Below are 12,615 nucleotides of genomic sequence, written 5' to 3' on the forward strand. Positions count from 1 at the left end.
CCGGCTGCTCATTCGGTCTTGTCCACAGCAAGTTCCGGCTCGGTGGCGCCGGCTCCGCTGCCGCCGGTGTTGCCGGCATCGGAACCGTCGTTCTCCTCCGCGATGCCGACCTGGCGGCGGGTGCTGATCACGACCATCGTCACGACGATCGCGAAGGCGGCCAGGGCGATGACGTACCGCATCGGATTCGGCGAATCCGACAGCGAGCTCATCGACACGACAGCGGGTGCGATCAGCAGTGCGACCAGGTTCATCACCTTGATCAACGGGTTGATCGCGGGGCCCGCGGTGTCCTTGAACGGGTCACCGACCGTGTCACCGATCACCGTTGCCTCATGCGCAGGCGAACCCTTGCCGCCGGCGTAGCCATCCTCGACGATCTTCTTGGCGTTGTCCCACGCGCCGCCGGAGTTGGCCAGGAACACCGCCATCAGAGTGCCGGTCGCGATGGCGCCGCCCAGATAACCCGCGAGCGCCGGCGCACCGAGGCCGAAGCCGACCGCGATCGGGGCCATGATCGCCAGCAGGCCAGGCGTTCCGAGCTCGCGCAGCGAGTCCCGCGTCACCATGTCGACGACGCGGCCGTACTGCGGCTTGCCGGTGCCTTCCATGATCCCGGGAATCTCGCGGAACTGCCGGCGTACCTCGAAGACCACGGCACCAGCGGCACGGCCGACGGCGTTGATCGCCAGCCCGGAGAACAGGAACACCACCGCGGCACCGGCCAGCACGCCGACCAGAACGGCCGGGGCGTACACAACGGCCTGGGAGGTGAACTTGTCGTACGCATCAGCCAACACACCACGGATGGAGTCGGTGTAGGACCCGAACAGAGCAGTCGCCGCAAGCACGGCAGTAGCGATCGCGATGCCCTTGGTGATCGCCTTGGTGGTGTTTCCGACAGCGTCCAGCTCGGTGAGGATCTGGGCGCCCTCGCCCTCGACGTCGCCCGACATCTCGGCGATGCCCTGCGCGTTGTCCGAAACCGGACCGAAGGTGTCCATCGCAACGATCACGCCGACGGTGGTGAGCAGACCGCACCCGGCCAGCGCGATGCAGAACAGCGCGACGATCCCGGAACCACCGATGAGCAGGGCGCCGAACACCGCGGCGGCGATCACCAGCGCCGTGTAGACCGCCGAGGACAGTCCCAGCGAGATGCCGGAGAGGATGACCGTCGCGGCGCCGGTCAGGGACGTCTTTGCGACGTCGCGGGTGGGCCGGTCCTCGGTGCCGGTGTAGTAGCCGGTCAGCGACAGAATGATCACGGCCAGCAGGATGCCGATCAGCACCGAGATCAGCGCCACAACGCGCGGATCGTCGATCGGACCGCTGAAGGTGGTGCCCGACGGCAGGCCGAGATCGGCGAAGTTGGACGGCAGGAAGATGAACGACGCGATCGCCACCAGCACGGCGGAGATCACCGCTGACAGGTAGAAGGACCGGTTGATCGTCCGCAGGCCGTTCTCGCCGGTCCGCGGCTTGGTCAGGAAGATGCCGATGATCGCGGTGATCACGCCGATACCCGGGACGATCAACGGGAAGATCAGTCCGTCGGCACCGAAGGCGGCCTTGCCGAGGATGAGCGACGCAACCAGGGTGACGGCGTAGGACTCGAACAGATCGGCTGCCATGCCGGCGCAGTCGCCGACGTTGTCACCGACGTTGTCGGCGATGGTGGCGGCGTTGCGCGGATCGTCCTCGGGGATGTTCTGCTCGACCTTGCCGACCAGGTCGGCGCCGACGTCTGCTGCCTTGGTGAAGATGCCGCCGCCGACCCTCATGAACATGGCCAGCATGGCGGCGCCGAAGCCGAATCCCTCGAGGATGGTCGGTGCATCGCTGCGGAAGAGCAGCACCACCAGCGAAGCGCCGAGCAGGCCGAGGCCGACGGTCGACATGCCGACATGGGCGCCGGTCCGGAAGGCGATCCGCATGGCCGGGTTGCGGCCGTCCTCGCGGGCTGCTGCGGCAACCCGGACGTTCGCCCGGACTGCCAGCCACATGCCCAGATAGCCGATCATCGCCGAGAAGAACGCCCCCACCAGGAAGGCGATCGATCGACAGATCCTCAGCAGCAGCTGTGAGGCCCCGGTGTCGCTGTGGGCGGGCAACGCCAGAAGCAGCAGGAACGCGGCGACCGCGAACCCGCCGAGCGTCCGGAACTGGCGGCCGAGGTAGGCGGCCGCGCCCTCCTGGACACCCTGGGCGATGGTCCGCATGTTTTCGGTGCCCTCGCCGGCGACAAGGACCTGACGCCGGAAGACCAACGCCATGGCGAGAGCGATCAGAGCGATGACGGCGACGATGGCCACCACCGTGAGGTTGCCGGCCGACAAAGAAACTTCAAGCGCGGTCGGAACGTACATATAAGCACTCCTGTGGATGCTGCGGGAAGTGGTAGGGGGCGAACTCCACAACGCGCCGTTGCGCGCAGCTTGCCCGGAGTCTAACGGTGACTCACCTGACCGGGCATGAGCCGGGGCAAATTATGCAGCATCCGCTCAAGCAGCCGCTACCGCGGTGCCTGTCGGCAGGTCGATGCAGCGCGTGTCGGTGCGAGGCGCGACACTGGTGGGGTGACGACGTCGGTGCGACCGGAGAGGCGGGAGATGTCGGACGGGCAGGGCCTGCTGGACTCCGAGCAGGTGCGCCACCGCCGGCGGCTGCCCGAACGGGTCGCCCGCTACGCCGACTGGCCGTCCTGGCTGCCGGTCGAGGTTGTCGATGCGGTCCGGTCGCGGGGAATCGAGCGGCCGTGGCAGCACCAGGTTCAGGTCGCCGACGCGGCATATGCCGGGTGCCCGGTCGCGGTGACCACCGGCACAGCATCCGGCAAGACGCTGGGCTATCTGCTTCCGGTGATGGCGGCGACCTACGGTGGAGCTGCCGCCACCGCTCCAGTGCCGCTGACCGCACGGACCCAGACGCGCAGCCTGTTACGCCCGAAACGCCCGCACACCGCCTTGTATCTGGCGCCGACGAAGGCGCTGGCGCACGACCAGTTGCGGGCGGCCGGCGAGTTCGGACTTCCCGGATGGCGGGTCGCCGCGGTCGACGGTGATTCCGACACCGCGGAACGGGACTGGGCCCGCGACCATGCCGGCTACGTGCTGACCAACCCCGACTTCCTCCACTACTCCGTGTTGCCCAATCACGGTCGCTGGGCCGGCTTCCTCGGCAACCTGAGGTACGTCGTCATCGACGAGGCGCACCGCTACCGGGGCGTCTTCGGCAGCCACGTCGCCCAGGTCGTTCGTCGGCTGCGCCGACTGTGTGCCTCCTACGGCGCCAATCCGGTGTTCATCCTGGCCTCCGCGACCGTGACCGGTGCCGACCGGATGACTGCCGAACTGGTCGGCTGCGAGGCCGACCGGGTGACCGTCGTCGACCAGGATGCGTCGCCCCACGGAGCGGTGGACTTCACCCTGTGGGAGCCGATGCAGTATCCGACCGACGAGGCAGCGCACCTGATGGCACGGTTCGTGGATGCGGGCCTGCAAACGGTCACATTCATCGCGTCGCGTCGGATGGCCGAACTGACCGCGGTCCGTGCCCAGGAACAGGTCGGCGTCGGTGGCGACGGCCCGCCGAGGATCGATTCCTACCGGGCGGGCTATCTGGCCTCGGACCGGCGGGCGCTGGAGGCCGGCCTGCAGGACGGGTCGTTGCGCGGGTTGGCGGCGACCAATGCGCTCGAGCTCGGCGTGGACGTGGCCGGCCTGGACGCGGTGATCATCACCGGCTTTCCCGGCACCCGCTCGGCGCTGTGGCAGCAGGCCGGCCGCGCCGGCCGGACCGGACGGGACGCCGAGGTTGTGTTGATCGCGGCGAGGAATCCACTCGACGCCTACTACTTCGATCACCCGGAATTGCTGTTCGACGAGCCGATCGAACAGACCGTCCTGCACGCGGCCAATCCGTACGTGCTCGGCCCGCACCTGGCGGCCGCCGCCCAGGAACTGCCGATCACCGAAGCCGACGCCTGTTGGTTCGGTCCCCAGATGATCCCGGTGCTGCACCGGCTGGAATCCCAAGGCGTGTTGCGAAGGCGGCCCGCCGGATGGTTCTGGCCACGGCCCGAGCGGGCCGGCGACGCGGTCGACCTGCGCGGTGCCGGGGGTCCCGTGATCGAGATCGTCGAGATCGACAGCGGTCGCGTCCTCGGCACCGTTGACCAGGCAGGATCGGACGGCACGGTGCATCCGGGAGCCGTCTACCTGCACCAGGGCGACAGCTATCTGGTCGAGGAGCTCGACCAGGAGGAGTGCGAGGCGCTAGTCAGTGCGGCCCGCCCGGGTTACTACACCGAACCTCGCGGTACCCACGACGTCCAGATCGTCGAGGAGCTGCAGCACCGGCCGTTCGGCAACGGTGTGCTCCACTACGGCGAGGTGGACGTGTTCTCCCAGGTCGTCGGCTATCTGCGTCGAGACGAGGTCACGTCCGACGTCTGGGACGAGACACCGTTGGACATGCCGGAGCGGCGGTTGCGGACGAAGGCGACGTGGTGGACCTTCGACGGGTCCGGTCTCGACCTGTCGGCCACCCAGCTGGGCTCTGCCGCCCACGCGGCCGAGCACACCGCCATCGGGCTTCTCCCGATGTTCGCGCCGTGTGATCGGTGGGACATCGGCGGCCTGTCCACCATCCTGCATCCCGACACCGGGACACTCACCGTGTTCGTGCACGACGGCCATCCCGGCGGTGCCGGTTTCGCCGAGCGGGGATACCAGGTCGCCGAGGCCTGGTGGGCGGCAACCCTGGAACGCCTGAACTCCTGCCGATGTGAACTGGGCTGCCCGTCCTGCGTTGTCTCGCCCAAGTGCGGCAACGCCAACCAGATGCTCGACAAGCAGGCGGCCATCTGGTTGCTCGAGGCGCTGTTGCGTGATCCTGCGCCGACCGACGTCGGCAGTTTCTCCCAACCGCAGGTCTGACCGCGCGGTGCCGGTTAGCCTGGCCAGGTGATCACTGCGGACGCACTGGTCGAGCACCGGAGTCGGCGCTGGGGGAGGCTCGCCGGCCGACCGGACCTGGTCAATCCGCTCGACGCGTTCACCGGACCCCGCCGCCGATGGGAATCCTTCCGGCTCAAGGAGTGGATCGGCTTCACCCTCATCCATCCGGACTGGGCCAGCTCCATGATCATCCAGGACGCCAAATACCTGGCCACCTCGGAGATCTACGGCTTTCACCGCGCAACGGGCGACCTGTACGAACGGTCCGCGGCGGGCAGGGGCCGGGCACAGCTGCCGGCCCGGTTGTTCGATGCCGGCCGTTGCGTGTTCGAGACGGACGGCCATCGCCTGGAGTACGCGTTCGACCGCGATCATGATCACCATCGGATCCTGATCAACATCACCGGCTCGCCCGCCCGACCGGCATTCAGCGGTGAACTGCACCTGGATGCCGGCAGGTCTTCGGCCGCGCTCGCGGTCAGCTCCCCTTTGCGCCGCAGACAGAGGCCCTCGGCGGCGGCGATGTTCACCTACAAGGTGATCTTCCCGGCCTGTGGAGAGTTGATGATCGCCGGCCACAGGGTCGTCTTCGATCCGACCCGCGACGTCGCCATCCTCGACGAACACCGCAGCCATCTCCCCTATCGCACGGACTGGACCTGGGGGACCTTCGCGCTGCAGACGCCGGCCGGCATCGTCGGAGCGAACTGCACGACCCGATCCCAACCGCCCGGGACTGAAGAGGAGTCCTGTATCTGGACCCCGCAGGGCTGCGAGGCGGTGGCCGGAATGTCCTTCACCCCATTGTCCCCCGGCCGGCTGGCGCCGACCCGAGTCTCCGCGGACGACGGCAGGCTCGACCTGATCTTCACGCCGCAGGGCCGCAAAGATGCCACGCCCCAACTGGTCGTGGCGTCGATGAACTATTTCCAACAGTGTGGGACCTACCGCGGGACCGTACGTGGCCTCGACGGCACCGTGTACCAGATCGACGACGTGCCGGGGGTGCTGGAACGGATGCATGCCCGACTCTGACCGCTGATCGTCAGGTATCCGTCTGCCGATCATCGGACCGGCCCGGCGCCGGCGGTGGCGGTGATCACCACCGGCAGCATCGGCACCCGCGTCGGCACAGCTGCGGTGATCCGCACCGAGAGCACGAAGTCCGTCCGGTCACCGATGACTGAACATCCGGCCAGGTGCTGATCGTTCCGGGCGGCGATGGCCCGCGCCGCTGCGCAACCGTTCTCCCCCGTTCCGTACGCCTGTGCCCCGGCCAAGGCGGCCAGGTCGGCTGCGGCGGCAGCGCGGTGATGCGCCACCAGGAAGCGACCGAACACTGCGACGGCCGAGGTGAGGCTCAGCAGGAAGATCACCACGGTCAGTGCAAGCAGGGTGCCGCTTCCGCGCTGGGCAGTGGTGTTCATCGCTGCTCTCCGGGCTCCCGGACTGCGGTCGCCTCGGCGGTCACGGTGATCGCCGGGACGAAGTCGAATGGCTTGGACCGCACCCGCACCTGCACGGTGAGCTGCTGTCCACGCCCGATGATCTTGGTCGTTGCGCCGTGCGGCGCCTGCGATTCAGCCAGCCGAACGGCGTCCTGATCACCGCGCGCCGCCTGCCTGGCGACGTCTCGGGCCGTGTCGATGCATCCCACCTGGACGCCGAACAGCAGAATGCCCCATCCGAAGACAGCCATCAGGATCGCGATGATCAACATGCCGAAGACGAGTTCGACCGTGACCATTCCGTGCTGGTCCGGCCGTCCGACCTGGGAGTGGGCCCGGCGCGCGTGACGGGCATCATCGTGGCGGCTGCACCGCGTCGCGGTCCGGATGCCGGCGGCCCCTGCCGCCGCCATCGCGAACCGTCTCGGTGCCCGCCGCCGACCGCGGTCAGGCCTTCACCCCCTTGATCAGGCCCAGGATCCAACTCAGCAGCTGGAGCATCAGCTGGCCGACGGCCGGGTTGTGGATGACCGACACCACAACGGTGATGATCGCGATCACCAGAATGATGCCGAAGATGAACTCGACGGTCACCAGTCCGCGTTCGCCGTGGCTGCCCATCGTGCCGGTGCCCGGTTCCCGCGCTGCGACTTCTGTCATGCAGAACTCCTCTGTGTTCATGGCATCGCATCGATGCCGTGTTTCCCCTGCACAGGAACACTGCGACTGGCGCCGGAGGTTGGTTCACGCCATCCGGAATCTGTGGACAGCGCTTCGAGGTGCTCCCGATCTGTGCATAACCAGCTGCGCCGCACCAGCCGCAGTGCCGCGCATTAGCGCAGCGCCTGCAGGATGCCGGAGGCCACGATCGGCACGATGCTGATCAAGAGGAAGGCAGGCACGAAGCAGAGCATCAGCGGCGGCACGGATCTGACGCCGACGGTCCGTGCTCTGGCCTCCCGCTCGCCGCGGCGATCGCGCCGGGCGATGGCGGCGTGCCGCTGCAAGGCGGCGGCGATCATGGTCCCGGACTGCACCGACCGAGCCAGGTCGACGCTGACCGGGCCGAGGGCTGGATGATCACCCAGCGAACGCCAGGCCTCGGCATCGTTGCGACCGAGATCGATACCGGCGATCACGCCGCGCAGGTCTTCGGCCAACGGTCCCTCCGAGACGTCGACGAGCTCACGGACAGCCGAGCGCAGTGGCAATCCGGCGGCGATCGCCGCAGACAGCAGGTCGAGCGCCGTGGGTAGTTCATCGACGAGTTGTTGTCGCCGGCGCCGGGCGCCCGGCGCTTCCAACCGACAGGCCAGCAGGTACGCGGCGATGCCGGCCGCCGGGGCAGCGCACCAGGCGATCGGCCCGATGTCGGTCAGCCCCTGCAGACCGAGGGGGACGACGACGGCGGCAGCCAGGCCGAACGCTTTCCGGTGCCCCGCCGGCAGCGATCCCGGTCGCGGGGCGAACAGTCCAGCGACGGCGCCGGAGCCACGCTGCGGGCTGCCGCCCGGAGGCGCACCGGAACGGTGAGCGGACGTCCCGAGCCTGCGTAGCCCGGTCGACGGCCCGGAGATCATGGCGCCCACGGCCGTGCCCGCCAGCAGGACGGCCACGACGGCGGACAGCTGGTTGATCATCGACTATTGCTTCCCGCCCTCGGCCCGGTTTCCGGGCCCGCCCTGTATGTGTCGCGGTGATGGAGAACCGTGCTAGATCGCAGCACGATCGGCGACCCGCTCCATCCAGAGCACGCCCGCGCAGGCCAGCAGGGTGCCGATCACGAGACAGGCCCATCCGTACGGCGACCTCGTGAGGAACCGCAGCGGATCGCCACCGATGGCATATCCGAGACCGATCCCGGCCAGTGGGAGGACCGCCATGATCTTGCCGCTGGCCCGCGGCCCCGCCGCCTCACTCGCGATCACCAGACCGAGTGCATCATCCTCGAAGAGTCCCTCGGCCACCTTGTCGAGCGCGTCCCCCATGTCCGCGCCGGTGCGGATCGACAGTTGCCAGGCGCGAGCGATCTCCGCCAGACCGCCGTACCCGGGCGTCAGCGCCTGCCGCCGCCAGACCGCGACCGGATCGCCACCGAGATCGACCACCGCTACCGCGGGTGCTAGGACGGGGCAGTCCGCGGCCGCCGACCGAACAGCAACCAGAGGAGGTTGGCCGATCCGGACCTGGGTCGCCAGGACCGAGCAGGCCTGGGCCGCCTCTCGCCGACCGGCCGCCGCGCGACGACGGACGACAGCGGCCCGGACCAGCACCCAGGTCGTCGCGGCAGTGATCATCACGGGCACACTGAGCCAGAACGCGCGAGCGCCGACGGCCGCGCCGAGCGACACCGGAACGGCGACGCCGACGCACCCGAGCAGCATCGTCCGCGGCCGACGGCCCGGCACCGGCCGTGTCCGGATGTGCTGATCGACGGGGACGAGTCGGGCCAGCATCGACCGGCCGGGCGCAGGGCCCACGGCCAGCCCGCCGCAGATGCCGGCCAACACAACCGCGACAGTGATCATCACCGGGACAGGATCCGTTCCAGCGCACCGGCTCCGGCGCCGGTCCGTACCCGTCGGGCATCGAACTCCACCGCCGAGACTGCCGTGACCAGTCCGCGCGTTCCGGCCCGCTCCAGGACGCTGAGCTCGCTGACCCGACGCCTGCCCTCCGGATCGCGGCGGATGTGCACCAACAGGTCGAGCGCCGAGTGCACCTGGGCGTGTACCGCGTCACGGTCGAGGCCACCGATGGCGGCCAGAGCCTCCAACCTGGCCGGCACGTCGGCGGCCGAGTTCGCGTGAACCGTCCCGCAGCCGCCCTCGTGACCGGTGTTCATCGCGGTGAGCAGATCGCAGATCTCCGCACCGCGGACCTCGCCCACGACGAGTCGGTCGGGGCGCATCCGCAGCGCCTGCCGGACGAGGTCGGTCATGGTGACCGCGCCGGTCCGTTCGGCGTTGCCCGGGCGCGCCTCGAGCCGTACGACATGAGGATGCCGGGGCGACAACTCCCGGGAGTCCTCGACAATGACCAACCTCTCGGCCGGAGGCATCAGCGAGAGCAGGGCGGCGAGCAGGGTCGTCTTGCCCGACCCGGTGCCCCCACTGATCAGGAACGCAGCCCGGGCGGTGATCATCGCCGTGAACAGGTGCGCACCCGCCGCCGGAATCGTTCCCGCCTCGGTCAGATCCTCGAGGCTGAGGGTCTTCCTGGCCGGCACGCGTAACGAGATGCAGGTACCCGGGTCGGCGAGCGACCCGAGAATGGCGTGCACCCGGGTTCCGTCGGGCAGCCGGGCGTCGACGAACGGCGTACTGTCATCGAGCCGCCGGCCGACCGACGCCGCGAGTCGTTGGGCGAGGCGTCGCACCTCGGCGTCAGACCCGAACCGCACGCCGGCGTCCTCCAGGCCGGAGCCCCGATCGATGAATACCTGGTCCGGACCGTTGACCAGCACGTCGGTGACCCCTTCGGTTCGCAGCAGCGGGTCCAACGGGCCGGCGCCGACGCTGTCGCGGCGGATCGCCTCGACCGTCGCCCGCAGCGCGGCGTCACTGACCAGCATCCCCTCGGCGCGCATCGCCTCGGCGACATCGGCGGCGGTGTGTGCCCTGCCCAGCGCTGCCAACTTGGCCCGGATCGGCTCAAGTTCCGCAACCGCCGTCATAACGATCCGCCCTCGTCGAGCAACCGGTCCAGCAGGCGGCTGCTCAGCCGGCCCAGGGGACTTCGCGGTAGCCGGCCCGGCGGATCACCGCGCTCAGAGCCATGCCGCAGCGTGGCATCCGTGCCGACGGCCCCGGCCAACGGCACGCCGACCGACTCCGCAACCACCTCGGCATCGATCGCTCCACCGCGGGGTCGACGCACGATCAGCGCCAGCACAGTCGTCAGGTCCCGCAATGAGGCGGCCGTGACCCGGCCGGCGGCGATCCCCCGGACATCCGCCGACACCACGAGCAGAGTGGCCGTCGATCGCCGCAGCGCCTCGACAACGGCGGGGGCCGGCGATCGTGGCAGGTCGACGACAACCACACGGTGGCTGCGGGTGGCCGATGACAACACCGCTCGCACTGCCTCCGGCGACAGTGTGTCCGGGCCTTCCCCGCGGGCGGTCGACAGGATGTCCAGGCCACCGAGTCTGGGAAGGTGGCCGGTGAGATCGCCGAGATGCCCCTGCGCCGCACCCAGCCTCGGCCATCTCCAGCCGGCCACCCCCTCAGCCCCGACGAGGAGGTCGATCCCGCCGCCGAGCACGTCGAGGTCGACCAACATCGCCGGAAGTCCGAGGGAAGCCGCACCCACGGCCAGCGCGGCCGCGAGCGACGACGTCCCGATACCGCCCGATCCACCGACAAGCGTGACCAGCCGACCGGTCCCTGAGCCACGTCCGATGACGTCGGAGACTGCCGCGGTCAAGGTGCCGGCGCCGTCGGGCATCCCGATCACCGCCGCACCGAGAGGTGCCGACCACGCCGACATCTCAGCGAGCCGGGATTCCGGGCCGACGACGTACACCTCGGTCCGGTGTGGCAGCAGCAACTCCGCAACCCCACGAGCGCGGTCGGCTCCGATGACCACCATCGGCGCCGCGGACCACAGTGACCGGATTGCTGCCGTCGAGTCGGACACGGTCGGCTCCGCACCGGCCGCCGCTGTCGCGGCGAGGACGCTGTCCAGCAACTCGATGTCGGCCGTCAGCAGGAGCGGATGATCGCTGGCCGGTCCCGCCTCGGGGCGCAGCCAGTCATCCTCATCTGTTGCGGGCGTCCGACGCCGCCCTGCGCGCTGGTCGGCCGTCGGCATCACCTTCGACGTTGCCCTCGAGGTTGCATCCGAGGTTGCATCCGAGGTTGCATCCGGGGTCGGGTTCTTTCCCACGCTGTCACCTTGCGACTGTCAGCCCCGGCTGTGCCGCGCCCAGCCGGAATCTGTGGATAACCGGCGCCCTCCGAAAACCTGTGGACAACCCATCCGGCGGGCCCGCCGACCGGAGACCTCCGTCGCCATGATCAACTATGGGACGGCTGCTTGGAGTTGCTACTGGTCGGTAGCAGATTCCTGACGTCGAACCCTTCTCAAACGGCCTGCGGTGGGGTACAAAGGAAGTCGAGCAGAACTGATGTATCTCGCACCGTCTGCCGGCCGGGATCGTCGCCCCGCTTAGGATTTTGGCGGTTAGGAGCCGTAGAGGTGGCGAGCCCGACGCTGACCGTGAGGTCGCCCGGAGGCGGCGCGTGATCGGCAGTGATGCTCGCGCACAATCCGAGTACCCACGCGGTGATCACCCATCCGTAGAGGGCAGTTGCGATCCGGGTCCGCCCGGGCCAACAGTGCGTGTGCACGCTTGGTCGCTCGGACGAGTGCGCAGGCCGGCGCCCACAGGTCTGTGGGCGCCGAGTCGCGTCCGGAACGATCCCCGTTCGTGGTTCAGCCTCGGCGGCGGCCACCCCGGAGCGTTCCGGCCGGCCGGAGCGGAGACAACTCAGCCCCTCTGGTCACGGCCGCCGCGACGTGCAGCAGCCACTCCCGGACGCCGTTGGCTGCACCGGACCGATATCCGTCCAGCGCACGGCGATAGTCCGCACCCGATTGCAGGTGTCCCAACTCGGGAACGGTGACCGGTGGCCGGTCGAGGTCACCGGCGATCATGATCATGTGCTCGACCGCTCGGCCCACGATCCCGTTGCCGATGCTGAACGGGCTCACGGTGATCAACTCGGCGTGCGCCACCGCGGCCACCACGATCACCGGCGCCGTCGTCGGTGCGGTCAACAGCCGCCCGAGCGACGCCATCCGCTCCGCCGCTGCCGGGTCGGCCCGGACCCGACCAAGATCATCTTCGGGCAGCAGACCGCGAGCCAGTACGGCATGAGCTCTGGCCACCGCCTGCAGGGGTGAGACCCGGATCAGTGCCGCACAATCGACCAGTTCGACGTAGAGACGAAGTGTTCCTGCCTCCCAGCCGGAACGACCCGGTCGTCCATCCTGGTCGGAGGTCTCAAGATCACCGAGCTCGGCGTTGGCCCGCGCGGCCCGGACCAGCGCGTCGGCCTGCTGCTCGGGTGTGACCTGGCGACGGCCACGGTCCCGCAACACGGCATCCACCGCATCCCGCGCGGCCATCACCGCGGATGCTACGCCTTCCAGACGTGCCAGATCGGCCAGCGGGTCGGAGTTCGGCGATGCCACCGAGC

11 protein-coding genes are annotated in these 12,615 nt (G+C 69.2%); 2 read left to right on the forward strand and 9 right to left on the reverse strand.

All coding sequences use genetic code 11. The features are described from left to right. Positions 1-8 precede the first annotated feature (8 nt). The gene (locus tag GJV80_RS15430) at positions 9-2,369 is read right to left on the reverse strand and encodes a sodium-translocating pyrophosphatase (RefSeq protein ID WP_154688659.1); all 2,361 of its coding nucleotides are present in this window, start codon (positions 2,367-2,369) and stop codon (positions 9-11) included. Positions 2,370-2,612: 243 nt separating this feature from the next. On the opposite strand from GJV80_RS15430, the gene GJV80_RS15435 reads away from it, so the two are divergent. Together GJV80_RS15435 and GJV80_RS15440 are read left to right on the forward strand one after the other, a co-directional pair. Then, complete coding sequence (locus GJV80_RS15435) at positions 2,613-4,940, forward strand: DEAD/DEAH box helicase (protein ID WP_154690304.1); 2,328 nt, start codon at positions 2,613-2,615, stop codon at positions 4,938-4,940. 27 nt (positions 4,941-4,967) lie between these two features. Then, positions 4,968-5,996 carry a DUF2804 family protein gene (locus GJV80_RS15440; RefSeq protein ID WP_154688660.1) on the forward strand — a complete coding sequence of 343 codons (1,029 nt, stop codon included), beginning with the start codon at positions 4,968-4,970 and terminating at the stop codon, positions 5,994-5,996. A gap of 29 nt (positions 5,997-6,025) precedes the next feature. Here the strand turns inward: GJV80_RS15440 and GJV80_RS15445 are convergent, their stop codons facing one another. The 8 genes from GJV80_RS15445 to GJV80_RS15480 form a co-directional block, all read right to left on the reverse strand. Continuing rightward, positions 6,026-6,388 carry an Rv3654c family TadE-like protein gene (locus GJV80_RS15445; protein ID WP_154688661.1) on the reverse strand — a complete coding sequence of 121 codons (363 nt, stop codon included), beginning with the start codon at positions 6,386-6,388 and terminating at the stop codon, positions 6,026-6,028. Continuing rightward, on the reverse strand, positions 6,385-6,822 hold the full coding sequence (locus GJV80_RS15450) for a TadE family type IV pilus minor pilin (RefSeq protein WP_154688662.1): 438 nt from the start codon (positions 6,820-6,822) through the stop codon (positions 6,385-6,387). Before GJV80_RS15450 ends, GJV80_RS15445 begins: the two co-directional genes overlap by 4 nt. Before the next feature lie 34 nt (positions 6,823-6,856). Beyond that, a complete protein-coding gene (locus tag GJV80_RS15455) occupies positions 6,857-7,069 on the reverse strand; it encodes a hypothetical protein (protein ID WP_154688663.1) in 213 nt (70 codons plus the stop codon). A 173-nt stretch (positions 7,070-7,242) separates the two neighbouring features. Further along, entirely contained in the window at positions 7,243-8,049 is an 807-nt protein-coding gene (locus tag GJV80_RS15460) for a type II secretion system F family protein (protein WP_154688664.1), read from the reverse strand. Between the two features lie 72 nt (positions 8,050-8,121). Beyond that, positions 8,122-8,937: a type II secretion system F family protein gene (locus GJV80_RS15465; RefSeq protein WP_154688665.1), complete on the reverse strand. Its 816-nt coding sequence runs from the start codon at positions 8,935-8,937 to the stop codon at positions 8,122-8,124. After that, the gene (locus GJV80_RS15470; RefSeq protein ID WP_154688666.1) at positions 8,937-10,085 is read right to left on the reverse strand and encodes a TadA family conjugal transfer-associated ATPase; all 1,149 of its coding nucleotides are present in this window, start codon (positions 10,083-10,085) and stop codon (positions 8,937-8,939) included. Before GJV80_RS15470 ends, GJV80_RS15465 begins: the two co-directional genes overlap by 1 nt. After that, positions 10,082-11,224, reverse strand: coding sequence for a septum site-determining protein Ssd (gene ssd / locus GJV80_RS15475; RefSeq protein WP_154688667.1), 1,143 nt, complete (start codon positions 11,222-11,224; stop codon positions 10,082-10,084). Before ssd ends, GJV80_RS15470 begins: the two co-directional genes overlap by 4 nt. Positions 11,225-11,848: 624 nt before the next feature. Beyond that, complete coding sequence (locus GJV80_RS15480; RefSeq protein WP_154688668.1) at positions 11,849-12,610, reverse strand: Fic family protein; 762 nt, start codon at positions 12,608-12,610, stop codon at positions 11,849-11,851. Positions 12,611-12,615: the final 5 nt, after the last annotated feature.

This window comes from Microlunatus sp. Gsoil 973, from assembly GCF_009707365.1.
Classification (GTDB): domain Bacteria; phylum Actinomycetota; class Actinomycetes; order Propionibacteriales; family Propionibacteriaceae; genus Microlunatus.